This window comes from Amycolatopsis sp. NPDC024027, assembly GCF_040638975.1.
GTDB lineage: Bacteria > Actinomycetota > Actinomycetes > Mycobacteriales > Pseudonocardiaceae > Amycolatopsis.
Window position 1 is genome coordinate 109,808 of sequence record NZ_JBEZYY010000026.1, and the last position, 24,237, is coordinate 134,044.

24 protein-coding genes are annotated in these 24,237 nt (G+C 72.4%); 19 read left to right on the forward strand and 5 right to left on the reverse strand.

Annotated features, from left to right (window positions below; genetic code table 11):
- Positions 1-75: 75 nt before the first annotated feature.
- Positions 76-240, forward strand: a complete 165-nt coding sequence (locus tag AB0F52_RS43030; protein ID WP_360183709.1) for a hypothetical protein — start codon at positions 76-78, stop codon at positions 238-240.
- A 69-nt stretch (positions 241-309) separates the two neighbouring features.
- Here the strand turns inward: AB0F52_RS43030 and AB0F52_RS43035 are convergent, their stop codons facing one another.
- Positions 310-720 carry a hypothetical protein gene (locus AB0F52_RS43035; protein WP_360183711.1) on the reverse strand — a complete coding sequence of 137 codons (411 nt, stop codon included), beginning with the start codon at positions 718-720 and terminating at the stop codon, positions 310-312.
- A gap of 156 nt (positions 721-876) precedes the next feature.
- On the opposite strand from AB0F52_RS43035, the gene AB0F52_RS43040 reads away from it, so the two are divergent.
- The 5 genes from AB0F52_RS43040 (at position 877) to AB0F52_RS43060 (ending at position 4,641) form a co-directional block, all read left to right on the forward strand.
- The gene (locus AB0F52_RS43040) at positions 877-1,302 is read left to right on the forward strand and encodes a helix-turn-helix domain-containing protein (protein WP_103343357.1); all 426 of its coding nucleotides are present in this window, start codon (positions 877-879) and stop codon (positions 1,300-1,302) included.
- Positions 1,299-2,153 (forward strand): alpha/beta fold hydrolase, encoded by an 855-nt coding sequence (locus AB0F52_RS43045; protein ID WP_360183713.1) that lies wholly within the window; start codon positions 1,299-1,301, stop codon positions 2,151-2,153. Before AB0F52_RS43040 ends, AB0F52_RS43045 begins: the two co-directional genes overlap by 4 nt.
- Positions 2,150-2,500 (forward strand): DUF4180 domain-containing protein, encoded by a 351-nt coding sequence (locus tag AB0F52_RS43050; protein ID WP_103343359.1) that lies wholly within the window; start codon positions 2,150-2,152, stop codon positions 2,498-2,500. Before AB0F52_RS43045 ends, AB0F52_RS43050 begins: the two co-directional genes overlap by 4 nt.
- 63 nt (positions 2,501-2,563) lie before the next feature.
- Positions 2,564-3,661, forward strand: a complete 1,098-nt coding sequence (locus tag AB0F52_RS43055) for a hypothetical protein (RefSeq protein ID WP_360183715.1) — start codon at positions 2,564-2,566, stop codon at positions 3,659-3,661.
- 140 nt (positions 3,662-3,801) lie between these two features.
- Entirely contained in the window at positions 3,802-4,641 is an 840-nt protein-coding gene (locus AB0F52_RS43060) for an SAM-dependent methyltransferase (protein ID WP_360183717.1), read from the forward strand.
- A 105-nt stretch (positions 4,642-4,746) separates the two neighbouring features.
- Here AB0F52_RS43060 and AB0F52_RS43065 read toward each other — a convergent pair whose 3' ends face one another.
- Both AB0F52_RS43065 and AB0F52_RS43070 read right to left on the reverse strand, forming a co-directional pair.
- The gene (locus AB0F52_RS43065) at positions 4,747-5,580 is read right to left on the reverse strand and encodes an aldo/keto reductase (RefSeq protein WP_360183719.1); all 834 of its coding nucleotides are present in this window, start codon (positions 5,578-5,580) and stop codon (positions 4,747-4,749) included.
- A gap of 23 nt (positions 5,581-5,603) precedes the next feature.
- The gene (locus AB0F52_RS43070) at positions 5,604-6,788 is read right to left on the reverse strand and encodes an MFS transporter (protein ID WP_360183721.1); all 1,185 of its coding nucleotides are present in this window, start codon (positions 6,786-6,788) and stop codon (positions 5,604-5,606) included.
- 76 nt (positions 6,789-6,864) lie between these two features.
- Between AB0F52_RS43070 and AB0F52_RS43075 the strand changes: the two genes are divergently transcribed.
- From AB0F52_RS43075 to AB0F52_RS43115, 9 genes are all read left to right on the forward strand, one after another.
- Positions 6,865-7,326 (forward strand): MarR family transcriptional regulator, encoded by a 462-nt coding sequence (locus AB0F52_RS43075; RefSeq protein WP_360183723.1) that lies wholly within the window; start codon positions 6,865-6,867, stop codon positions 7,324-7,326.
- 342 nt (positions 7,327-7,668) lie between these two features.
- On the forward strand, positions 7,669-8,790 hold the full coding sequence (locus tag AB0F52_RS43080) for an inositol-3-phosphate synthase (protein WP_360183725.1): 1,122 nt from the start codon (positions 7,669-7,671) through the stop codon (positions 8,788-8,790).
- Complete coding sequence (locus AB0F52_RS43085; RefSeq protein WP_360183727.1) at positions 8,775-9,614, forward strand: SCO3242 family prenyltransferase; 840 nt, start codon at positions 8,775-8,777, stop codon at positions 9,612-9,614. The genes AB0F52_RS43080 and AB0F52_RS43085 overlap by 16 nt, the downstream gene beginning before the upstream one ends.
- Positions 9,611-10,432 (forward strand): sugar phosphate isomerase/epimerase family protein, encoded by an 822-nt coding sequence (locus tag AB0F52_RS43090; protein ID WP_360183729.1) that lies wholly within the window; start codon positions 9,611-9,613, stop codon positions 10,430-10,432. Before AB0F52_RS43085 ends, AB0F52_RS43090 begins: the two co-directional genes overlap by 4 nt.
- Positions 10,429-10,974, forward strand: a complete 546-nt coding sequence (locus AB0F52_RS43095; RefSeq protein WP_360183731.1) for an EboA domain-containing protein — start codon at positions 10,429-10,431, stop codon at positions 10,972-10,974. The genes AB0F52_RS43090 and AB0F52_RS43095 overlap by 4 nt, the downstream gene beginning before the upstream one ends.
- Positions 10,974-11,825 (forward strand): TatD family hydrolase, encoded by an 852-nt coding sequence (locus tag AB0F52_RS43100; RefSeq protein ID WP_360183733.1) that lies wholly within the window; start codon positions 10,974-10,976, stop codon positions 11,823-11,825. Before AB0F52_RS43095 ends, AB0F52_RS43100 begins: the two co-directional genes overlap by 1 nt.
- The gene (gene eboE / locus AB0F52_RS43105; protein WP_360183735.1) at positions 11,822-12,949 is read left to right on the forward strand and encodes a metabolite traffic protein EboE; all 1,128 of its coding nucleotides are present in this window, start codon (positions 11,822-11,824) and stop codon (positions 12,947-12,949) included. The genes AB0F52_RS43100 and eboE overlap by 4 nt, the downstream gene beginning before the upstream one ends.
- Positions 12,946-14,316 (forward strand): nucleotide pyrophosphatase/phosphodiesterase family protein, encoded by a 1,371-nt coding sequence (locus AB0F52_RS43110; protein ID WP_360183737.1) that lies wholly within the window; start codon positions 12,946-12,948, stop codon positions 14,314-14,316. Before eboE ends, AB0F52_RS43110 begins: the two co-directional genes overlap by 4 nt.
- Positions 14,317-14,327: 11 nt before the next feature.
- Positions 14,328-14,993, forward strand: coding sequence for a ThuA domain-containing protein (locus AB0F52_RS43115; RefSeq protein WP_360183739.1), 666 nt, complete (start codon positions 14,328-14,330; stop codon positions 14,991-14,993).
- A gap of 47 nt (positions 14,994-15,040) precedes the next feature.
- Here AB0F52_RS43115 and xylA read toward each other — a convergent pair whose 3' ends face one another.
- Positions 15,041-16,189, reverse strand: a complete 1,149-nt coding sequence (gene xylA / locus AB0F52_RS43120) for a xylose isomerase (RefSeq protein ID WP_360183741.1) — start codon at positions 16,187-16,189, stop codon at positions 15,041-15,043.
- Positions 16,190-16,287: 98 nt separating this feature from the next.
- Here xylA and AB0F52_RS43125 point away from each other — a divergent pair, with 98 nt between their 5' ends.
- Positions 16,288-17,451 (forward strand): ROK family transcriptional regulator, encoded by a 1,164-nt coding sequence (locus AB0F52_RS43125; RefSeq protein WP_360183743.1) that lies wholly within the window; start codon positions 16,288-16,290, stop codon positions 17,449-17,451.
- Positions 17,452-17,500: 49 nt separating this feature from the next.
- Here the strand turns inward: AB0F52_RS43125 and AB0F52_RS43130 are convergent, their stop codons facing one another.
- On the reverse strand, positions 17,501-20,734 hold the full coding sequence (locus AB0F52_RS43130; RefSeq protein WP_360183745.1) for a S8 family serine peptidase: 3,234 nt from the start codon (positions 20,732-20,734) through the stop codon (positions 17,501-17,503).
- Positions 20,735-20,970: 236 nt separating this feature from the next.
- Here AB0F52_RS43130 and AB0F52_RS43135 point away from each other — a divergent pair, with 236 nt between their 5' ends.
- Genes AB0F52_RS43135 through AB0F52_RS43145 form a run of 3 tightly spaced genes read left to right on the forward strand, consistent with a single transcriptional unit; the run spans position 20,971 to position 24,055 of the window.
- Positions 20,971-21,585: a TetR family transcriptional regulator gene (locus tag AB0F52_RS43135; RefSeq protein ID WP_360183747.1), complete on the forward strand. Its 615-nt coding sequence runs from the start codon at positions 20,971-20,973 to the stop codon at positions 21,583-21,585.
- Positions 21,586-21,587: 2 nt separating this feature from the next.
- A complete protein-coding gene (locus AB0F52_RS43140; RefSeq protein ID WP_360183749.1) occupies positions 21,588-22,496 on the forward strand; it encodes an ABC transporter ATP-binding protein in 909 nt (302 codons plus the stop codon).
- Positions 22,493-24,055 (forward strand): ABC transporter permease, encoded by a 1,563-nt coding sequence (locus AB0F52_RS43145; RefSeq protein WP_360183751.1) that lies wholly within the window; start codon positions 22,493-22,495, stop codon positions 24,053-24,055. Before AB0F52_RS43140 ends, AB0F52_RS43145 begins: the two co-directional genes overlap by 4 nt.
- The last annotated feature ends 182 nt before the right edge of the window (positions 24,056-24,237 follow it).

The following is a 24,237-nucleotide window of genomic DNA, read 5'->3' on the forward strand; positions in this document are numbered from 1 at the left end:
CTGTTGGCGTTCGGCGCCGCGGCGGAGGACGCTGAGGGTGTGACGAGAATCGCCCGTGGAGAGGAGGTGGACGCGATGACTGTGCACGCAAGGCGCTACGGCCGCTGGTGCCGTGAGCACTTCGACGCGATCGCCGCCGAGGGCGTTCCCGCACCCCGTGGCGGCGAGCCCGCCGGCCAGGCCCTGCCGCAACCCGAGCCGGAGCCCGTTCAACCGGGTGCCGAACAGCCTCGGCGCTGACGGACGCGGACAGACCACGAAGAAGGCCTCCCCGGAACACTTCCGGGGAGGCCTTCTTCGTGGTGGCGATCAGCGGTAGCTGCGCCGGTACCAGACCCGCCGCGGGCCCGGGATGCCGATGCGCGTGATGACATCGGTCAGGATGGCGCCGATGATGAGCCAGAGAACGGCGGCGAGGCCGTCGTTGAGGAACGTCCGCAGCCCCTCCGAGTCCGGCGTGAAGAGGTTCCGCAGGCCGAGCGACACGCCCGCCGACCACTCCGAGATCAGGTGGGCGAAGCCGTTCGCCGAGTTCGCCCCGCCCAGCACCAGCACGATGTGCACGGCCAGGACCAGCGCGAACACCGCGCAGACGAGGTGGATGAGGGCGTTGATCGTGCGCACGACCCGGATGCGCGGGTGGGTGCGCTCCACGATCTCTTCGGTCGGGGCGGGCTCGTACGGCGTGCCGTACGGCTCCGGGGGCGGGGGATACGGCATCGTCGGCGCCGTCCTTTCGACTGTCCGATGTGGACGTATCTGGGCGAGCAGGAACAACACCTCGGAATACCCGTCACCCGGGTGAGCGAACCGCTTACTCCTTAAACTTCCCTAATCGGCGCGTGATAGGGTAGTTTGGGGAACGCAAGGAGGGTCATGGCGCAGGACGTCTTCTCTGTCGAACAGGTCGCCGCGAAGCTCGGCCTGCACGTCCGGACGGTCCGGAACTACGTGCGGGACGGGCGGCTGAAGGCGGTCCGGATCGGCAAGCAGTACCGCATCACGGCCGAGGACCTGGCGGCCTTCACCGGGCTGCCGGTGGCCGAGCGAGCCGCGGCGCCGACCGCGGAGCTGTCGGGCGTCGCCGAGATCGCCGGTGTCGACCGGGCGGCGGCCGAGCGGATCGCGACCATGGTCGTGGCCTCGGTGAACGGGCCGCGCGACGGCGGCGAGCGGCCCCTGCGCGTCGAAACCATCTACGACGGGGAGCGCGCCACCATGAAGATCATCGTGCTCGGCGACCTGGCGGCGGGCGCCGACCTGCTGCGCTGGGTCGCCTCGGTCACGGAGAACCTGACGTGACCGCGATCTACCGGTCGGCGGCCGGGGCGGCCGTGGTCCGCGAACGCTACGACACGCTCCTCGACCGCTGGCCCGTGCCGGCCGAGCGGCGCACGGTGGCCACCCGCCTGGGCGACACCTTCGCCGTGGTGTCCGGGCCGGTGGACGCGCCGCCGGTCGTCGCGCTGCAGGGTTCCGGCGGCACCGCCGCGCACTGGCTACCGGACATCGCCACCCTCGCCGGGCGGCTGCGGGTGTACGCGGTCGACGCGCCCGGTGAACCGGGCCGGACCGTCGAGGCACGGCCCCCGCTCGGGTCGCCGGCCTACGCCGAATGGCTCGACGACGTCCTCGGCGAGCTCGGGCTGCCGCGCGCGGCCTTCCTCGGCACCTCCTTGGGCGGCTGGTGGGCGCTGGACTACGCGCTCCGCCGGCCCGAGCGAGCCGCTGCGCTGGCGCTGGTCAACCCGGCCGGGATCGGCCGGCGCCGGACCGCGCCGCTGCTCAAGTTCGCCGTCTACAGCCTGCTCGGCGACCGGGGCCGGCGCCAGTCGCTGGCCATGGTCGCCAAGGGCAGCCCGGCCGATCCGGGCCGGCGCGCGGTCGGCGAGTTCACCCTGGCGACGTTCGAGCACTTCAAGCCCCGCCTGGAGGCGATCCCGGTGTTCCCCGTCGAGCGCCTGCGGGCCCTGTCGATGCCGGTGCAGGCGCACTTCGGGGCCCGGGACGTCCTCCTCGACCAGCGGGATGCGGCGGCGAAAATGCGGGCCGCGCTCCCGGACGCCGACGTCCGGTTGGCCGAGGACGCCGGGCACTTCCTGCCCGGCTGGGCCGGTTCCGCCGCGGCGTTCCTGGAAGGAAAACGACCATGAGCCGGCCCGGAGTGTGGTTCGTGCCCGCCGAGGGGCCGGAACTGGCCACCGAAGCCGACGCCGTCGACCTGATCGGCGCCACCTACGGCCAGGGCGTCGACGTCCTCGTGGTGCCCGTCGAGCGGTTCCCCGCCCGGTTCTTCGACATGCACGAAAAGCTCATCGGGCACTTCTTCTCGAAGATCGTCCAGTACGGCCACCGGCTGGTCCTGCTCGGCGACGTCCGCGAGCACGTCGAAGCGAGCACCGCGTTCCGCGACGTCGTGCGGGAAGCCAACCGCGGCAAGGACGTCTGGTTCGTGGCCGACCTCGCCGAGCTCGACGCCCGGCTGGCCGCACGGCGCTGAGCCGGGCGGCGCAACTGCCCCGCGGGTGGGCAACCCCCGCCCGGCGCGGGACGTCAGGTGATCATGAGAACTCCCCGGCGCGGTGCGCTGCTGGTGTCCGTCCTCGCCCTCCTGGCCGCGTTCGCCTCGCCCGCGACCGCCGGAACCGTGGTCCCACCGGGCTTCCAGCCCGCCTCGACGAGCTGGACCGGCCCCGACACCGGATACGTCCTCGGGTACCGGCCGTGCGCGAAGTCGTGGTGCCCGGCGCTGCTGGGCACCACCGACGCCGGACGGCACTGGCGGCGGCTGGGCGCCCCGCCGGTGCCGCTGCCCGACAACCACAACCACGTCGCCCTCCGGGCCTTCGGCGACCGGGTCGCGTACGTCAGTGACGGCGTCCACGTGCGCACCACCCGCGACGGCGGCGAGACCTGGCAGCCGGTCACCCTGGCCGGGACGCGGGAGCCGTACTACCTCTCGAAGATCGCCGAAACCGGCGGCCGCGTCTTCGCCGTGCTGACCACCTACGGCGAGGGACAGGGCTCGACCCGGCTGTACTCGGCGGCCGCCGGTTCGCCGGTGCTGGCCCCGGTGCCCGGGTTCGCGGTCACCGGCGGCCTCACCTACGGCGACCTGGCCGTCGGCGGCGGCCTGCAGGTCGCGCTGGGCGCGAACTACGGCACCGAGCAGTACTGGATCTCCCGTGACGGCGTCCGGTTCACCCCGGCGGAGCCGCCGTGCCCGGAGGGGAAGGTCGCCTCGCTCGCCGGTGTCCGCGAACGGCAGGTCGTGGCGTTGTGCAGCAGTAGCCCCGGCTCGCCGCAGCCGGGCTCGACCGAGCGGCAGCTGCGGCACGCGCCGCAGCTCGGCGTGGGGTTCAGCGGGGACGACGCGGCGCCGTTCGCCGGCATCAACCAGGGCTTCGCCGCGGCCTCGTCGGCGTCCGCGACGGTCGCCGCCGTGGGCGGCGGCGTCGGGTTCCTGCACAACACGGCCGACGGCGGCCGCACCTGGTCGACGACCGAGCTGCCCGACCGCGGCTTCGCGCTGACCGATCTCGACTTTCCCGGCGGCGGCACCGGCGTCGTCGTCGACGGCCAGCCGGACGCCTCCGGTGGCTCCGCCGTGTACCGGACCACGGACGGGGGAAAAACCTGGGATGAGGTCCATTTCGGGTAGTTGTCCCTGGCAGGCAAGGCCCTTGTGCCCGGTTCACTTGGTGCACCCCATGTCGTAACCTGAGCACTGTCCGTTGCCGGACACGGTGAACGAACCCGGGCAGGGGTGTCGTCACCACGCGCAGAGTGGGAGAGCAGCCGATGACGCCTGGCGACCTGCGGTCCGGAACCGAGAGCGGTGCGGCCGCCCTCGATTTCAGCAAGGCCAGCCTGGCCAGGTTGTCCGACGCGCTGCTCGGCGGGCACGACCACTACGAGGTGGATCGCGAAGCGATGCGGCGGCTGCTCGCCATCGCGCCGGGCGCCCGGGCGATGGCGAAGGAGCACCGCGACTGGCTGGTGCGCGCGGTCCGGTTCCTGGCCGGCAAGCGCGGCATCGACCAGTTCCTCGACCTGGGCTCCGGGATGCCGACCGCGGAAAACACCCACGAGGTGGCGCAGCGGTACAACCCGGACGCGCAGGTGGTGTACGTCGACAACGATCCGGTGGTGCAGGTGCACGGCCGGGCGCTGCTCGAGGAGAACTACCTGACCCACGTGACCGGCGCCGACCTGACGCGGCCGACCGAAACCCTCGCCGACGAGGTCGTCCAGGAGTACCTCGACTTCCGGCGGCCGGTGGCGCTGATCCTCACCTCGATCGTGCACCACATCGACGACTACGAGCGCGCGAAGGCGATCGTCGCGGCGTACGTCGACGCGCTCGCGCCCGGGTCGTTCCTGCTGCTCACGCACAACTTCGACCCGGAAGAGGACTCCCCGCGCCAGGAGCTGGCGCGGCTGCTGGAGACCAGTTTCCAGGGCACCGGCCTGGGCAGCGTGCACCGCACGCGCGAGCAGATCGCCGGGTTCTTCGACGGCACCGAGCTGCTCCGGCCCGGGCTGGTCTACCTGCACGAATGGTGGCCGGACGGTCCCCGGCTGCACCCGCTGGGCGAGCTGAACTTCCTGACGCTGGGCGGAGTCGCCCGCAAGCAGTGACCCCGCCCCGGCGGCAGTGCTGCGGCGTCATGAATGACTCATTCCTGACCTCCGACGCCAGGAATGAGTCATTCACTGCGTTCCCAGCCGGGACGGGGACCTGTCTCAGGCGGCGTTGAAGGTGTCCGGGTCCGGGCCGGTGCGCTCGCCGCGGTCCAGCGGCGTCAGCGACTCCATCTCCTCCTCCGTGAGGGTGAACCCGAACAGGTCGAAGTTCTCTTCGATCCGGGACGGCGTGACCGACTTCGGGATCACGACGTTGTCCAGCTGCAGGTGCCAGCGCAGCACGATCTGCGCGGGCGTGCGGCTGTGCTTAACCGCCAGCTCGGCCACCACCGGGTCGCCGAGCAGGCTGCCGCCCTTGGCGAGCGGGCTCCACGCCTCGGTCGCGATGCCGTGCTTGGCGTCGAACTCGCGCAGCTCGCGCTGCTGCAGGTACGGGTGCAGCTCGACCTGGTTGACCGCGGGGGCGACGTCGGCGGCGTCGAGCAGGCGCTCGAGGTGCGCGGGCTGGAAGTTGGAGACGCCGATCGCGCGGACCCGGCCGTCGGTGTAGAGCTTCTCGAACGCCTTCCAGGTGTCGAGGAACTTGCCGCGCGCCGGGGTCGGCCAGTGGATCAGGTAGAGGTCCAGCTGCTCGAGGCCGAGCTTGGTCATGCTCTCGTCGAACGCCTTGAGCGTCGAGTCGTAGCCCTGGGCCGAGTTCCACAGCTTCGTGGTGACGAACAGTTCGTCGCGGGCGACGCCGGACTCGGCGATCGCCTGGCCGACCCCCTTTTCGTTGCCGTAGACGGCCGCGGTGTCGATGCTGCGGTAGCCCGTTTCGAGGGCGGTCTTCACGGCGGTGGCGGTCTCGTCGTCCGGGACCTGGAACACGCCGTAGCCGACTTGCGGCATCCGCACGCCGTTGTTGAGTTCGATGACGGGCACGCTGGTCACGAGGGGTCCTTTCGGTGGGTGGTTCATCGGGCGAGTACCCGTTCTCCGGCTTCGAAACTAGCCGGGTCCCGGCGGTCGAGCAGTCCGGAGACGAGCGCCACGGCGAGGCCCGCCGCGGCGAGCACGGCGCCGATCCAGTTGGGGGCGGTGTAGCCGAGGCCGGCCTCGATGGCCTGGCCGCCGAGCCACGCGCCACCGGCGTTGCCGAGGTTGAACGCGGCGATGTTCGCCGCCGAGGCCAGCGCCGGGGCGCCTTCGGCCTTGGCCATCACGCGGGCCTGCAGCGGCGGCACGGTGGCGAACCCGGCCGCGCCGAACAGCGCGATCGTGATCGCCGCGGGCACCTTCGCGTGCGCGGTGAACACGAACGCCACCAGCACCAGCGCCAGGGCGGCGAGGATGACGTAGAGGCTGGGCATCAGCTTGCGGTCCGCCGCCTTGCCGCCGAGCAGGTTGCCGGCGAACAGGCCGGCGCCGAAGAGCACGAGCAGCCAGGTGACGGCGCCGCCGGAGAAGCCCGCGACCTCGGTCATCATCGGGGCGATGTAGGTGAAGGAGGCGAACACCCCGGCGAAGCCGAGCGCGGTCATGACCAGCGCGAGCCACACCTGCGGGCGGCGGAACACGGCGAGTTCGCCGCGCAGGCCGGCGCCCGGGTCCGGCTCCTGGTGCGGCACGAGCGCGAGGATGCCGGCGGCGCCGGCGACGCCGAGCGCGCTGACCACCCAGAACGTCGAGCGCCAGCCGAAGGCCTGGCCGAGGGCGGTGCCGGCGGGCACGCCGAGCACGTTGGCCACGGTCAGCCCGGTGAACATCAGCGCGATCGCGCTCGCCTGCTTGGCCGGCGCGACCAGCGACGCGGCGACGACCGAGCCGACGCCGAAGAAGGCGCCGTGGCTCAGCGCGGCGACGACCCGGCCGGTCATCAGCAGGCCGTAACTCGGCGCCAGGGCCGAGAGCACGTTGCCCGCGATGAACAGGCCCATCAGGGCGACCAGCACGGTCTTGCGCGGAACTCGTGAGGCCAGCGCGGTGAGCAGGGGCGCACCGACGACGACGCCGAGCGCGTAGCCGGAGATGAGCAGGCCTGCGGACGGGATCGAGACGCCGAAATCGGCCGCGACCTCGGGCAGCAGGCCCATGATCACGAACTCCGTGGTGCCGATCCCGAACGCGCTGATCGCCAGGGCGAGCAGGGCGGCGGGCATGGAACTTCCTTCTTCCCGCCGCATATCAACCCTGCGGCTTACCGGGCGGTCCGCGCAAGCCGGGGAGAGGTGAACCGTGTCACTGGACGACGACGCCGTCGAAGCGCGCGCGCAGGGCTGGCGGACGCTGGCCGCGCTCCACGCGCGGATCGAAGACGGGCTGCAGCGCGCACTCGAGCGCGACCACGAGCTGTCGGTGAGCGAATACACGGTCCTGGACGTCCTGGCCCGCCAGGACGGCTTCCACCTGCGGATGAACCAGCTGGCGAACGCGGTGGTCCTCAGCCAGTCCGCGACGACGCGGCTGGTGGCGCGGCTGGAGGGCCGGGGGCTGCTGGCCCGCTACCTGTGCGCGGACGACCGCCGCGGCATCTACACGGAGGTGACGCCGGCGGGGCAGGCGCTGCTCGCGGCGGCGCGTCCGACGCACGACACGGCGCTGGCGGCGGCGTTGGGGGAGGCGGAGAGCCGGCCGGAGCTCGCTCCGCTGGTCGCGGCGCTCGGCGCGCTGAGCTTGCCTGAGGCCGCTTCGGCCTGACCACCAGCCGCCCGGCAAGTCTCGCAGCCGGATCTGCCCCGGAAGCCGTGAATGACTCATTCCTTGCGTCAGACGCAAGGAATGAGTCATTCACGGCGCTTGGGGTTGCCGGTTGACCCGTACGGCCGCCCCCTGTCCGCCATGTTGTCTGCACCGATGGCCCGGTTTGGGAGTTTCTGCCGGTATCGTGAAATCGGGGGGCCGGCACCGCCGGCCGTGAAGTTCTTACCAGGCAACAGAACCCAGTACCGCCGCGCCGGCCGAGCCATGGCCGGCGCGTGATCTCTCGCTGTGTGGACCCGCGCCGGGCGGCGCGGGCTGGACCGGGGAACTGGAGGAACCATGGGGAAAATCGGCGTCTGGCTGATCGGCGCCCGCGGCTCGGTGGCCACCACGGCCGTCGCCGGGGCCGCCGGGATGCGGGCGGGACTGGCCGCGCGCACCGGCTGCGTGACCGACCTGCCGGACTTCGCCGGAGCGGCGCTGCCCGGCTTGGGGGACCTGGTCTTCGGGGGCCACGACGTCGTGGACACCCCGCTGGTCAAGCGGGCCGAACACCTGGTGGCCGCCGGGGTGCTGCCGCCGGCGCTGCCCGGCGCGGTCGCGGCCGAGCTGGCCGCGGCCGAGACCCGGCTGCGCCCGGCGCCGTCCGGGGGCGGCCGTGCGGCGATCGACCAGGTGACAGCGGACCTGGCCGAGTTCCGGAAGGGACTGGACCACGTCGTCGTCCTCAACGTCGCCTCCACCGAGCCGCCCGGCGACCCGCACCCGGCGCACGCTTCCCTGGCCGCCCTCGAAGCCGCGCTGGACACCGGCGAGGACGTGCTGCCCGCGAGCGCGTCGTACGCCTACGCCGCCTTCCGTGCCGGTTGTGGCTTTGTCGACTTCACCCCGTCCACCGGGGCGCGCCTGCCCGCGCTCGACGAACTGGCCCGCGCCACCGGGCAGCCGTACGCGGGCCGTGACGGCAAGACCGGCGAGACGCTGCTGCGGTCGGTGCTCGCGCCGATGTTCGCCCAGCGCGGGCTGAACGTCCTGGCCTGGTCGGGCACCAACCTGCTCGGCGGCGGTGACGGCGCCACGCTGGCCGACCCGGGGGCCGCGTCGAGCAAGAACGCGTCCAAACAGCGGGTGCTGGAGCGGAACCTGGGCCGCCCGGTCGACGGCGAGGTGCACATCGACTACGTGCCGGCGCTCGGCGACTGGAAAACCGCCTGGGACCACGTGCTCTTCGAAGGGTTCCTCGGCGCGCGCATGACGTTGCAGCTCACCTGGCAGGGCTGCGACTCGGCGCTCGCCGCGCCGCTGGTGCTCGACCTCGCCCGGCTGACCGGCCAGGCGTGCCGCGACGGCGTGGCCGGCCCGGTCGCCGAATTCGGCTTCTTCTTCAAGGACCCCGTCGGCGACGGCCCGCACGACCTGGCGTCGCAGTACGCGGCCCTGCGCGCGTGGGCGCACCGGTGAAGGCGCTCGCCGAACTCGTCCGCGCGCCCGCCGCGCTGACCGTGCCCGGGGACGCGGTCGCCGGGGCCGCCGCCGCGGGCTGGCCGTTCGGCCGCCGCACGCTCGCCCTGACCGGCGCTTCGGTCTGCATCTACTGGGCGGGCATGGCCCTCAACGACTACGCCGACCGCGACCTGGACGCGGTCGAACGGCCCGAACGGCCGATCCCTTCGGGCCGGGTCGCGCCCAAGACGGCGCTCGGCGTCGCCACCGGGCTGACCGCGGGCGGGCTGGGCATCGCCGCGGCCGCCGGGGGACGCCGGGCCCTGCGCGTCGCCGTGCCGCTGGCCGCGACCGTGTGGGCCTACGACTTCGTGCTCAAGAAGACCGTGCTCGGCCCGGCCGCGATGGCCGCGGCCCGCGCCCTCGACGTCCTGCTCGGCGCGGGCGGGACGAAGGCCGCCCTGCCCGCGGCGCTGACCGTCGGGGCGCACACCTACGCGGTGACAACGCTGTCGAGGTCCGAAGTGGACGGTGCGAGGCCCGCGCTGCCCGCGGCCGCCCTGGCCGCGACGGCCGGCGTCGGGGTCGCCGCGGGCCGGGGCGGCCTGCTGTCCTCGGCGCTGCTCGGGACGTACGCCGTGACCACCGGCTGCGCTCAGTACGACGCCGTCCGCGATCCGGTCGCCGGGAAGATCCGGCGGGCCGTCGGGGCCGGGATCCACGGCATGATCCCGCTGCAGGCCGGGCTGATCGCGCGCACCGGTGCGTGGCGCCCGGCACTGGCCGTGGCGGCCGCGTTCCCGCTCGCGCGGGCGCTGAGCCGGAAGGTGTCGCCGACATGAGGTTCGGGTACGGCACCAACGGCTTCGCCAACCACCGGCTCGGTGACGCGCTGCGCGTGCTCGCCGACCTCGGCTACGACGGCGTCGCGCTCACCCTCGACCACCAGCACCTCGACCCGTTCGGGCCGGACCTCGCCCGCCGCGTCGCCGAGGTCGCCGCGGACCTGGACCGCCTCGGGCTCGCCGTGGTGATCGAGACGGGGGCCCGGTTCCTGCTGGACCCGTGGCGCAAGCACGCGCCGACGTTCCTCGACCCCGACCGGGCCGGCCGGATCGAGTTCCTGACCCGGGCGGTGACGATCGCGGCCGACCTCGGGGCGGAGGCCGTGTCCTTCTGGAGCGGCAACAAGCCTGCCGATCTCGCGACCGAGGACGCCTGGGCGTACCTGGTCGACGGCTGCGCGGAGGTGCTCAAGGCCGCCGACGAGCACGACGTCCGGCTGGGGTTCGAACCCGAGCCCGGGATGCTCGTCGAAGACCTGGACGGCTACTTCGAGCTGGCGCGCCGGCTCGGTGACCCGGAACGGTTCGGGCTGACGCTGGACATCGGGCACTGCCGGTGCACCGAGTCCGCGTCCGTGCCCGACTGCGTCCGGCGCGCGTTGCCGCGGCTGGTGAACGTCCAGATCGACGACATGCGCCGCGGCACGCACCAGCACCTCGAGTTCGGGAAGGGCGAAATCGACTTCCCGCCCGTGCTGGCCGCGCTGGCGCCGTACACCGGGCTGGTGGCCGTCGAACTACCGCGGGACAGCCACGCGGCCCCGCGGATCGCCCGCGAGTCCCTGGAATACCTGCACAAGGCGGTGGCGGGGTGACCGCCTGGCTGGAAAAGGCACTGCACGACGTCGCCGCCGACGCGACGGCGTTGCGCACGGTGTTCCCGGGCGTCGGTCGCCGGGTCGGCCGCGGACCGTCGGAAACCCCGGGCCGGACCGTCGATGACTTAGCCCGCGTGGAGCTGCTCAAGGCGGCTCCCGATGCCGCGGCGGAGATGCCGGGCCTCTACCGCCACGGCGACGCGGCCGAAAAGCGAGCCGTCCTCTTCGGACTATCCGTTGTGGACATCGGAGACGCCGGGCTCGAACTGGTCGCGGACGCCCTGCGCACCAACGACCCCCGCCTGGTGGCCGCGGCGATGGGGGAGTACGCCGCCACCCACCTCGGCGACGCCGCCTACCGCCACGGCGTCCTCAAGTGCGTCTTCATGGGCATTCCCCTGGCCGACGTCGCCGGGCTCGACCGCCGGACCGACGAGGAGCTGCTGCGCATGATGCGGTCCTTCGCCGCCGAACGCGCCGCGGCGGGCCGCGAAGTCCCCGCCGATCTCCGCACCCTGCTGAACGAACAGGACGGCTGATGCGCATCTTCGATCCCCACATCCACATGAGCTCCCGGACCACCGACGACTACGCGGCGATGCACGCCGCCGGCGTCCGGGCGCTGGTCGAACCGGCGTTCTGGCTGGGCCAGCCGCGCACCGGCGTCGGCAGCTTCACCGACTACTTCGACGCCCTCGTCGGCTGGGAACCGTTCCGCGCGAGCCAGTTCGGCATCGCCCACCACTGCACGATCGCGCTCAACCCCAAGGAGGCCAACGACCCGCGTTGTGTGCCGGTACTGGATTTGTTGCCGCGCTACCTGGAGAAGGACGGCGTGGTCGCGGTCGGCGAGATCGGCTACGACTCGATGACCGCCGAGGAGGACACGGCGTTCGCCGCCCAGCTCGCGCTGGCGATCACCCACGAGCTGCCGGCGCTGGTGCACACCCCGCACCGCGACAAGGCGGCCGGGACCGAGCGGAGCATCGCCGTGGTCCGCGAGTCGGGGATCGCGCCGGAACGCGTGGTGCTCGACCACCTCAACGAGCTGACCGTCGCGATGGCCAAGGAGTCGGGCTGCTGGGTGGGCTTCTCCATCTACCCGGACACGAAGATGGACGAGGACCGGATGGTCGCGATCCTGCGGGAGTACGGCACCGAGCGCGTGCTGGTGAACTCCGCGGCCGACTGGGGCAAGAGCGACCCGCTCAAGACCCGCCGGACCGGCGACGCGATGCTGGCCGCCGGCTTCACCGAAGACGACGTCGACCGGGTGCTGTGGCGCAACCCGGTGGAGTTCTACGGCCAGAGCGGGCGGCTTTCCCTCGACGGCGGACCGTCGGGAGCCGAGTTCGCGGGCAACTCGATCCTGCGGGGGGCGCGCAAGTGAGGTTCCGGCACCGCGACGGCACGCTCGTCCACCTCGCCTACTGCACCAACGTCCACCAGGCCGAAGACCTCGGCGGCGTGCTCGCCCAGCTGGCCCGCTTCGGCGAGCCGGTCCGCGAGCGCCTGGGCGTGGACCGGCTCGGAATCGGCCTGTGGCTGGCCCGGCCGGTCGCTGCCGAACTGGCCGGCGACCCGGCCGCGGTGGGCCGCCTCAAGCGCGAGCTGGCCGCGCGCGGCCTGGAGGTCGTCACCTTCAACGGGTTCCCGTACCAGGGCTTCCACGACCCGGTCGTCAAGCACAAGGTCTACCGGCCGGACTGGGCGGCGCCCGAGCGCACGCGGTACACCCTCGACCTCGCGCGGTTGCTCGCCGGGCTGCTGCCGGACGACGCCGTGCGCGGCAGCGTGTCGACGCTGCCGCTCGGCTGGCGCACGGACTGGCGGGGCGACGGCGGCCAGCTCGCGGTCCTCGCCAAGGGGCTGGCGGAGCAGGACCGTCCGGTGCGGGTGGCGTTCGAGCCGGAGCCCGGCTGCGTCATCGAGACCACCGCGCAGGCCGCGGCCTTGTTGTCCGAAGTGGACAAGGAATGGCTGGGCGTCTGCCTGGACGCCTGCCACCTCGCGGTGGGGTTCGAGGACCCGGCCGCCGCTCTGGGCCGGCTCGAAGCCGCCGGGCTGGCCGTCGTCAAGCTCCAGGCGTCGGCCGCGCTGGAAGCCGCGGAGCCGAACGATCCCGCGACGCGGGCGGCCTTGGAGTCCTTTGTGGAGCCTAGATTCCTGCACCAGAGCACCGAAGGAGCTCCGCCCGGCGCCGACGATCTCGACCTGGCACTGGCCGGTGGCCTCCCGGGGCGGGCGCCGTGGCGGGTGCACTTCCACGTCCCGCTGCACGCCGACCCGGCGCCGCCGCTGACGTCGACCCAGCCGGTGCTGGCCGCCACCCTGGCCGAGCTGTTCGGGGGCGTGGGCGCGCGCACCGACCACGTCGAGGTCGAGACCTACACCTGGCAGGTGCTCCCGGACGCCCCCGCCGACGACGCCGGGCTGGTCGCGGGCATCGCTGCCGAGCTCGACTGGACCCGGCGGGAACTGACCACCCTGGGCCTGGAAGAGGTATCCGCATGAGTTTGCTCGTCCTCGACGTCGTCGGGCTCACGCCGCGGCTGCTCCCGCACATGCCGAACCTGCGCAAGGTGGCCGAGCCCGGCTTCACCGCGCAGCTGGGCACGGTGTTCCCGGCGGTCACCTGCTCGGTGCAGTCGACGTTCCTCACCGGGCTCACCCCGGCGCGGCACGGGATCGTCGGCAACGGCTGGTACTTCCGCGAACTCGGCGAGGTGTTCCTCTGGCGCCAGCACAACCGGCTGGTGCAGGGGGACAAGTTCTGGGACGCGGCCCGCCGCGCGCAGCCCGGCCACCGGGTCGCGAACGTCTGCTGGTGGTACGCGATGGGGGCGGACACCGACCTCACGGTGACCCCGCGGCCGATCTACCACGCCGACGGCAAGAAGTCCCCGGACTGCTACACGTACCCGCCGCAGCTGCACGACCGCCTGGAAGGTGCCCTCGGCGAGTTCCCGCTGTTCACCTACTGGGGCCCGACGGCCGCGATCACGTCGTCGAAGTGGATCATCGCGGCCGCGCGGAAGATCATGATCGAGGACCGGCCGGACACCACGCTGGTCTACCTCCCGCACCTGGACTACGACCTGCAGCGCTACGGCCCGGACGCACCCCAGGCCGCGGCGGCCGCGCGGGAGATCGACACGGCTTTGCGTCCGCTGCTGGAGTTCGCGGCCGCGGGCGACCATACGGTCGTCGCGCTGTCGGAGTACGGCATCACGAACGCGAACCGGCCGGTCGACGTCAACCGGGCGTTGCGCCGCGAAGGCCTGCTGAACGTGTACGTCCAGGCTGGGATGGAGTACCTGGACCCGTGGACGTCCCGGGCGTTCGCGGTGGCCGACCACCAGGTCGCGCACGTCTACGTGGCCGATCCGGCCGACGTCCCGCGGGTGCGGGACATCGTGGCCGGACTGTCCGGAGTGGACGTCGTGCTGGACCGCGCCGGCCAGGCCGGGCTCGGTGTCGACCACGAACGGGCGGGCGAGCTGGTCGCGATCGCCGAGCCGGACGCGTGGTTCACCTACTACTACTGGCTGAACGACGACCGCGCGCCGGACTTCGCGAAGACGGTCGAGATCCACCGCAAGCCCGGGTACGACCCGGCCGAGCTGTTCTTCGACCCGGAGGACCCGAAGGTCAAGCTCAAGGCGGCGACCGCGCTGGCCCGCAAGAAGCTCGGCCTGCGCTATTCGATGCAGGTCGTCCCGCTCGACCCGGCGCCGGTCCGCGGCAGCCACGGCCGGCTGCCCGACTCGCCCGAGGACGGGCCGGTGCTGCTGTGCTCGGACCCGGCGTTCGCGCGCGAGAAGATCCACGCCACCGAGGTCAAGGACCTCCTGCTGGCGGCCGCCATCCCGAGCGAATGAGGAGGTTCCCCGTGCGGGTGCTGGTGTTCTCGAAGACGGCCGGGTACCGGCACGACTCGATTCCGGCGGGAATCCGGGCCATCCGGGAACTGGGTGCGGTGCACGGCTTCGACGTCACGGCAACCGAAGACGCGTCGGCGGTGACGGCCGCCTACGACGCGGTGGTGTTCCTGTCGACCAGCGGCGAGGTCCTGGACGCGGCGGGGCAAGCGGCGTTCGAGTCCTATGTGGAGGATGGTGGCGGCTACGTCGGCGTCCACGCCGCCGCCGACACGGGGTACGGCTGGCCGTGGTACGGACAGCTGGTGGGAGCGTGGTTCCGCACCCACCCGGCGATCCAGCGGGCGCGGTTCGTGACCGAGGACCGCACGCACCCGGCGACGGCCCACCTGCCGCCGGTGTGGACCCGGACCGACGAGCTGTACGACTTCCGCACCAACCCGCGTGGCCGCGTGCACGTGCTGCAGACGCTGGACGAGTCCAGCTACGCCGGGGGCGGGATGGGGGCGGACCACCCCATCACGTGGTGCCACCCGCAGGGCCGCGGCCGGGCGTTCTACACCGGACTCGGCCACACGGCCGAGTCGTACGCCGACCCGGCTTTCCGCGCGCTCTTGCTGGGTGCGATCCGCTACGCCGCGGCGCAGCTTCCCGCGAGCCCACAGCGTCGCGAATGACTCATTCGGGACACTGGAGGTTCCGAATGAGTCATTCGCGGCACTTGTCAGCGCACGCCGAGCAGGTGCTCCAGGGCGAGCTGGTTCAGCCGGGTGAAGTGGTAGCCGCGGGCCGCCGCCGCCTCCAGGTCGAACTCGTCGTTCAGGACGTCGTCGAACGTCTCGCCCGGGGCCAGCGTCGGCGTCGAAAGGTCCGGGACCCGCGACGCCGCCAGCGCCTCCGCGACCTCCGGGTCGGCCCGGAACGCCGCCGCCTTCTCCTTGAGGATCAGGTACGTCCGCATGTTCGCCGCCGCCGACACCCACACGTCTTCGGCGTCCTCGGTGCGCATCGGCTTGTAGTCGAAGTGCCGCGGGCCGTCGTAGCCGGCGTTCTCCAGCAGGTCGACCAGGAAGAACGCGCTCTTCAGGTCGCCGTGGCCGAAGATCAGGTCCTGGTCGTACTTCGGGCCGTGCTGGCCGTTGAGGTCGATGTGGAACAGCTTGCCCTGCCACAGCGCCTGCGAGATGCCGTGCACGAAGTTCAGCCCGGCCATCTGCTCGTGCCCGACCTCCGGGTTCAGCCCGAACATCTCCGGCCGCGCGAGCTGCGAGATGAAGCCCAGCGCGTGCCCGATCGTCGGCAGCAGGATGTCGCCGCGCGGCTCGTTCGGCTTCGGCTCCAGCGCGAACCGCAGCGAGTAGCCCTTCTCGACGACGTAGTCGGCGAGCAGGTCCAGGCCCTCCTTGTAGCGGTCCAGCGCCGCGCGGACGTCCTTCGCGGCGTCGGACTCGGCGCCTTCGCGGCCGCCCCAGACGACGTAGGTCTGCGCGCCCAGCTCGGCCGCCAGGTCGAGGTTGCGACGCACCTTCCGCAGCGCGTACCGGCGGACGTCGCGGTCGTTGCTGGTCAGGCCGCCGTCCTTGAACACCGGGTGGGTGAACAGGTTCGTCGTCGCCATCGGGACCTTGAGGCCGGTCTCGGCGAGCGCCTTGCGGAAGCGCTCAATCGCCTTGTCGCGGTCCGGCTCGGTGGCCAGCAGGTCGTCGTCGTGGAAGGTCACGCCGTAGGCGCCCAGCTCCGCCAGCCGGTGCACGCTCTCCACCGGGTCCAGCGGCGGCCGCGTGGCGACCCCGAACGGGTCGGCGGCGGGCCAGCCCACGGTCCAGAGGCCGAAGGTGAACTTGTCGGCCGGCTGGGGAGCGAAGTCGCTCATGACTGTCCCTTCATTTAGTTCACGTTGTAGACTAAATATGCGCCGCGGGGGTCCCCGGCGTCAAGGGGCCGGGTTACAGTGCTTCGTGGGAGGACACGATGACGCAGGCCGTGCGGCACGAGGAGATGCGCGCCCGCAACCTCGAGGTCGTGCTGGGCGCCGTCAGCCGCGGCGGTCCGCTCACCCGGGCCGCGCTCGCCGAGGTCACCGGCCTGACCAAGTCGACCGTGAGCAAGCTCGTCGGCGACCTGGTGGAGGCGGGCCTGCTCGCCGAGACCGGCCCCGCGCGGGCGGGCGAACGCGGCCGGCCGGGGGTGGACGTCGTGCTCAGCGGGGCGCGGATGGCGTCGCTGGGGCTGGAGATCAACGTCGACTACCTCGCGGTGCGCGTGCTCGACCTCACCGGCGAAGTCCGGTTCGCCGCCCGCCGCGAACGCGACAACCGCGGCTCGCGGCCGAAGAAGGTCCTGGGCGAGCTGCAGGACCTGGCCACCGACGCGCTCGCCGAGGCCCACCGGCTGGGGCTGGAGGCGGCGGGCGCGGTGCTGGCGGTGTCCGGCCCGGTCGGCGACGGCGTGCTGTTCAGCGCCCCCAACCTCGGCTGGCAGGACGTCCGCCCGGCCGAGCTGCTGCGGCTGCCGGTCCCGGTCGAGCTGGACAACGAAGCGAACCTCGCCGCGCTCGGCGAGCTCTGGTACGGCGACGGCGAGCGCGACTTCCTCTACGTGTCCGGCGAAATCGGCATCGGCGCCGGCCTGGTCGTGAACGGCGTGCTGTACTCCGGCGCGACGGGCCTGGCCGGCGAGCTGGGGCACGTGGTCGTGGCCCCGGAGGGGGCGCCGTGCCGCTGCGGGGGCAGCGGCTGCCTGGAGACCTACGCCGGGCAGGAAGCGTTGCTGACGGCGGGGAACGCCGCATCGGTGCCGGCCTTGCTGAGCGCCCTCGAGCGGGGCGACGAGACGGCGCGGGCGGCGTGCGCGGCGGCCGGACGTGCCCTCGGCATCGCCCTGACGTCGGCGGTGAACTTGCTGGACCTGGACCGCATCGTGCTGGGCGGGGTGTTCACGCAGCTGTACCCGTGGTTGTCCGGGCCGGTGTCGGAGGTGCTGACGACCCGCCTCGGCGGCCTGCGCGGCACGCCCCCGGTCTTGAGCGCCTCCCGCTTGGGCGGCGACGCGGCGACCCTCGGCGCGGCCGGCCGGGTCATCCACCGCGTCCTGGCCGATCCGGCGCCGTTCCTGACCCGGGCCCAGGAAGCGTGAAGGCCGCCCCGAGGAATGCTCCTCGAGGCGGCCTCCACGGACTGGCGAACTAGCTCACCGAGTTGATCTGCACCAGCGAGGAGCCGACCGTGACACCGGTGTCGGTCTGCACGGTCAGCTGACCGCGCAGGGTCCGGCCCGGGGCCGGGGCGGCGGTGGCCGTCACCGTCGCCGGCACGGTCCACGAGCTGCCCGACGCGCGCAGGGCGTTGGCGTCGGTCACCGCGACCGAACCGAACGCCGGGTTGGTGAACACGTCGAGGTAGTCGTAGGCGGTGGTGCCGCCCGGGACCGCGTACCCGTCGACGAGCGCGACCCACACACCGGGCGCCGGGTTGGGCACGGTCACCGACTCCTCGGAGTCACCGTCCGCGCTGACGCCCGCCTGCACGCAGGTTCCGGTCGTGCAGTTGTACAGCACCAGGTCGAGGTCCGTGCCCACGACGGCGGGGTTGCCGATCGTGGCGGTCAGCGACGTCGAACCCGGCGTCACCGCGATCTGGTACTGCTGCTGCGTGCCTTCGGTGATCGTCGGCCGCTGCGTCTTCGCGCTGCCCAGCGTGGCGCCGGTCAGCTTGCCGGTGAACGCGCCGAGCGTGTTCTGCACGGTGTAGGTCCGCGCGATCGGCGTGCCCAGCGTGGCCGAGGCGATCGTGTCCGGGTTCGGCGAGATCGCCGTGCCCAGCACCGAAGCCGACAGCTTGTACGGCGCTTCGTCCACATCGGACGTCCGCCGCGCTTCGACGGTGATCTCCCACACGCCCGGCAGCGGGTTGGCGATGGTCCGGCTGGTCGGCGTGCCGCCGGCGCAGCCCGCACCCGCGTCGGGCAGGTAGCACGCGGTCGTCGCGGTGCTGGCCTCGGCCGGGACACCGGTCGGGTCGTACCGCAGGAACCGCACCTGGCCCTTGCCCGGAGCGCCGGCGCCGGCGTCCAGGTCCACCTTCAGCGCGCTGGCGCCCTGCGGCACCCGCACGAAGTAGCTGGTCGCCTGGTTGCGGGCGGCCTTGCCCGAGTTGTCGACCTGGAAACCCTTGCCGGCGACGAACTCCTGCGGCGCGAAGACCGTGTTGAGGGTCTGCACGTCGATGCCGATGGTCAGCGGATTGTCCAGGTAGAGCAGGGCCGAGTGGACCCCGGCGCTCTTCGGGTTGACGTGCACGTCGAACTTCACCGGCGTGTTCAGCGGCAGCACCACGGTGCCACCGGAGTTGAACGTGCCGTCGTTGCCGACCCACCGCACGAAGTACGGCACCGGGTGGGCCGAGCCCGTGGTGCGGGTGATCGTGTACGTGCGGGTGTACGCCTTGCCCGTGGTCACGCCTTCGCGGTCGTGGATGCCCACGCCCGTGTTCGGCGTGGCCAGCAGCCCGGACTGGACGGTGTGCACCTCGACCGACGTCGAAACCGTGTCCGGCTTCGGGTTGAGCGAAAGCGCGACGAACGCGGCGGGGACGTTGAACAGGCCCGCGCCCTGGGCGTACGCGCCGATGCCCGGCACGAACCGCGCGGTCGACTTGATCGCCGCGCGCAGCTGCGCCACCGGCGGCCGCTGGCCGTTGTGCGTCGCCTTGTACGCGCTCACCAGCAGTGCCGCCGCGCCGGTCGCCTGGGGCGCCGCCATCGACGTGCCCTGCAGCATCGCGTAGCCGGCGGGCAGCGGGTACGTGCCGGCCACCGGGCTCGGCTGCTCCCACCGCGGGACGGTGGCGATGGCCGCGCCGGGTGCGATGATGTCCGGCTTGAAGCCGCCGTCCTCACGCGGGCCGCGCGAGGAGAACGGGTGCATCGACTCGGGGTTCTTGGTGACCGAGCCGTAGTTCGACAGCCAGGTCTCCTTGGTGATGTACGAGCCGACCGAGATCGCGTCCGTGGCCACCGACGGGTCGCCGACGGTGTTCGCCCCGGCGCCGCTGTTGCCCGCCGAGATGAAGATCTGGACGTTGTACTCGGCGATCGTGCGGTTGTAGAGCTCCGCGCGGGCGTTGTTGCCGTCGTTGAGCGCCGGCAGGCCGCCGATCGAGATGTTGATGACGTCGGCGCCGTGGCTGGCCGCGTAGACGACCCCGTCGACCAGGCCGGACGAGGTGCAGCCGGCACTGGTGAGGCAGACCTTGACGGCCAGCACCTTCGCGCCCGGCGCCGCGCCGTCCATCTTGCCGCCGAAGAGGTCGTTGCCGGCGGCGATGCCGGCCACGTGCGAGCCGTGCTCCGCACCGGCGATGCCGATGCCGACGTAGCCCGGCTTGTCGGTCTGGACCACGAAGGCCATTCGCTCGGCGATGTCGGTCGCCGGGTTGTCGGTGCCGAAGAAGCCGACGTCGTACTTCTTGTTGTAGTCGGTCATCGGCTTCTCGTCGGTGAAGTCGCCGTTGCCGTTGAGGTCGACCCGGACCTCCTTGGTCACCGGGTCGAGCAGCACGCCCCAGGAGTCGGCGCGGTCGCCGTCGCGGTTGATGTCACCGCCGGTCTCGCTGTCCGCGGCGCCCAGGTCGCCCGCGGTCTCGCCGAAGACGCCGAACGTGTACGGGCCACCGGTCGCCGGGGCCGTCCAGGTCTTGCCGTTGGCGGTGAAGACACCGGTGTAGGTCTGGGTCGACTGCTTGACCCACGTGCCGTCGCCGGAGTTGGTGGCGTTGGCGTTGTACCAGTCGACGATCTTGCGTTCGCCGTGGCTGGTGGTGGCCAGCGCGGGGGAGTCGAGGTCGACGCCGGAGTCGAGCACCGCGACCGTGGTGTCCTTGCCGTCCCAGCCGGGCAGGACCTGGCCGAACTGCGCCGCGTAGGTGTCGCCGGTCGGCAGGTACGGGTTGACGCGCGGGGTGTTCTTGCCCGGGGCCGGCTGCGGCAGCGGGGTGGTCGCACCGTCGGGCTTCGGGTCGTCGCGGACGATGAGCCCGTCGACGTCGACGGCGTTGACCGACTTGAGCTTCGCGGCTTTTTCGGCCTTGGCGGTCGGGATGCTGACCTTGATGTAGTCGAGCTTCGTGTCGGTGGACTGGACGACCCCGCCGAGGGCCTTGAGCTCGTTCACGGCGGTGCCGGTCTGGCCCTTTTCCGCCGCGATCAGCAGCGTGACATCGGGCTTCCCGGACTTCTCGGCTTCGGCGACGAGCGCGCGATCGTGCTCGTCGAGGGTCTTGCCGTCGGCCGCGCCGTTGGTCGGCGGGGCCTGCTGGGCGGAGGCCACCGGGACCGCGACGCCGAGGACGGAGGCGCCGAGTGCGGTGGCGAGGATGGTGATCCCGGCCCGCCGTCTCCAGCGCGATCTGTGCTGTTCCACTGAAACGACCCTTCGTGAAGATGTGCGTCCGAGCAGTACACAGGGTGGGATCTACGTCAGCAATCAGACAGTTAGCCCATAGACCGCAATTGGTTGCGAGCCAAATGGCCTAATCGGCTGCCCGGTTAGGCGGTCACCGGAAGAGCCGAAGGGTGGCCAGAATTCCCCATTGCTACACGTGCGTATAGCGGACTATATTCGCGTGTAGTCTACTACACGCACGTATAGGACCTCTGATGAGCACCGAAGACCTCACCGCGCGGGCCCGGATCCGCGACGCCGCCATCAAGCTGTTCACCGAGCGCGGCATGGAGAAGACGTCGATCCTCGACATCGCCGAGGAAGCCGGGGTCTCCGGTGGCCTGATCCGCCACCACTTCGGCTCCAAGGACGGCCTGCGCGAGGCCTGCGACACGTACGTCTTCGACGAACTGCTGAAGTTCAAGGAGGAGGTGCTGGCGAAGGGCGCCGCGAACCCGGGATTCCTCCCCACGTTCGACGCCCGGCAGCTGCTCTACCGCCGGTACCTGGGCCGCGCCATGGTCGACGGCTCCGGGGCCGCCGAGGTGCAGTTCACCGGGATCGTCGATGAAACCGAGCGCTACTTCCGCGAGCAGGGCATGGACATGCCGGACCCGCGGGGCGTCGCCGCCGCGCTCGCCGCGATGACCGGCGGGCTGATGATCCTGCAGGACCACGTCGCCCGCGCGCTCGGCGAGGAGCCGGGCACGAACGAGGCGATGCTGCGGATGTCGGCGGCCGCCGGGCACCTGTTCCTGAACCCCCTAGCCACCACCGAAGTCCTCGAAAAGGCCCGCGAAGCGCTGGCCGCCTACCAACGGAAGGAATGACGATGGCCGCAGCGATCACCGCCGACGGCCTCACCAAGGCGTTCGGCCGGACACGGGCCCTCGACGGGCTCGACCTGACCGTCCACACCGGCGAGGTGCACGGGTTCCTCGGACCCAACGGCGCCGGCAAGACCACCACGATCCGCGTCCTGCTGGGGCTGATGCGCGCCGACGGCGGCCGCGCCACCCTGCTCGGCGGCGACCCCTGGACCGACGCCACCGAGCTGCACCGGCGGCTCGCGTACGTCCCGGGCGACGTCACCCTCTGGCCGAACCTCACCGGCGGCGAGGTCATCGACCTGCTCGGCCGGTTGCGCGGCGGCCTCGACACCACCCGCCGCGCCGAGCTGATCGAGCGCTTCGACCTCGATCCGCGCAAGAAGGGCCGGACGTACTCGAAGGGCAACCGGCAGAAGGTCGCGCTCGTCGCCGCGCTGGCGTCCGATGTGGAGCTGCTGGTCCTCGACGAGCCGACGTCCGGGCTCGACCCGCTGATGGAAGCGGTGTTCCGGGAGGTCGTCGGGGAGGAGCGCGAGCGCGGCGACCGGACGGTGCTGCTGTCCTCGCACATCCTCTCCGAGGTCGAGGCGCTGTGCGACCGCGTCACGATCATCCGGGCCGGCCGCACGGTCGAGTCGGGCACCCTGGACGAGCTGCGGCACCTGGGCCGGATCACCATCGACGCCTCGCTCGCGCGCGTGCCGGCGGATCTGGGGTCGCTGCCGGGCGTGCACGACCTGAGTTCGTACGGCTCGCACGTCCACCTGTCCGTGGACCAGACCGCGCTGGACGACGTGATGCGGCACCTCGCCGGGGCCGGGTTGCGGAGCCTGGTGAGCCGCCCGCCGACGCTCGAGGAGCTGTTCCTGCGGCACTACCGGCAGGACCGGCCGGTCGGAGTGGCGCGATGACGGGGACCTGGGCGTTGCTGCGGCTGGTGCTGCGCCGCGACCGGCTGCTCATGCCGCTCTGGATCCTCGGTCTCACGCTGGCACCCGTCGGCTACCTGTCGTCGATCAAGGCGGCGTACCCGGATGCCGCGGCCCGGCAGCACTTCTATGACCTCAACGCCTCGAGCGCGACGTTCGTCGTGCGCAACGGTCCGCTGTACGGCTCGTCCGTGGGGAACCTCCTGGCCTGGCAGTGCGGGTTCGTCCCGGTCGTCGTCGGGCTGATCGCGCTGCTCACGGTGGTCCGTCACACCCGGACCGAGGAGGAGGCCGGCCGCCGCGAGCTCACCGGCGCCACCGTCGTCGGCCGGCACGCGGAGCTGGTCGCGGCGGTGCTCGCCGCCTGCGGTGCGTGCCTGGTGTTCGGTCTGCTGGCCGCGTTCGGCATCGCCGCGCAGGGCGAGCCCCTCGCCGGTGCCTTGGCGCTCGGTGCGGGTTTCGCCTTGGCGGGCTGGGTGTTCGCCGGGGCCGGCGCGGTCGCCGCCCAGCTCACCTGGGGTGCGGGTGGGGCGCGGGGCATCGGCATCGGGGCGCTGGTGCTGGCGTTCCTGCTGCGCGCGGCCGGGGATAGCAGCGGCTCGGCGGGCTGGCTCGCGTGGTGGTCGCCGATCGGCTGGGTGCACCGGCTGCGGCCGTTCGCGGGCGAGCGGTGGTGGGTGCTCGCGCTGGGCGTCCTCGCGACCGGGGCGCTGGTGGTGGCCGCGGTCGTCCTGTCGGCGCGCCGGGACCTCGGCGCGGCGCTGCTCCCGGCGCGGCTGGGCCGGGCGACGGCGAAGGCGTCGCTGCGCTCGCCGCTGGCACTGGCCTGGCGGCTGCAACGGGGGACGCTGCTGGTCTGGACCGGGTGCCTGGGGCTCGTCGGGCTGCTGATGGGCGGGGTCGCGCGGAACGTCGCCGAAATGATGCGGGACAACCGGGCGGTCGCGGACGTGTTCTCCCGGCTGGGCGGCGGCGGTGCGGTGACGGACGCGTACCTGGCGGGCACGATGACATTGTTCGGCCTGGCGGCGGCGGGTCACGCGGTCCAGGCGACGCTGAAGCTGCGCTCGGAGGAGGCGGCGGGCCGGGCGGAACCGCTGCTGGCGACGGCGGTCGGCCGGGTCGGCTGGGCATTGGCCCACTTGACGTTCGCGTTCTTCGGGCCGGCGTTCGTGCTGGCGGTGACGGGCTGGGCAACGGGCGCGGCGTACGGCTCGGGCTTCGGGCTCGTCCCGGCGGCGCTGGCCCAGCTCCCGGCGGTGTGGGTCTTGACGGGCCTGGCAGCGTTGCTGGTCGGCGTCTTCCCGCGCTTCGCGGCGGGGGCTTGGGGACTGCTGGCGGCGTTCCTGCTGCTGTCGCTGGTGGGGTCGGCGTTGCGGTGGAACGAGGTGGTGCTGGGGGTTTCGCCGTTCCAGCACCTGCCGCGCCTGCCGGGCGGAACGTTCTCGCTGACACCGGCGCTGTGGCTGGTTTTGCTCGCTGTCCTCGCCGGAGGGGGCGGATTGTTCGCATTGCGGCGGCGGGACATACCGGTGGGCTGACCACGCAACAGGACCACGGCCCGGGGTCCAGGGGGCTTGCCCCCGGCGGGGGTCTGGGGGTTCGACCCCCAGGAGACACCGCGGGGGGGGGCGGGCGGGGGGGGGGGGGGCCGCCCCCCCCGCCCCCCGGACGACCGGGGGCCACGCGACGGGGCAAACCCGCGCCGCCGGGTTTTCTCGGG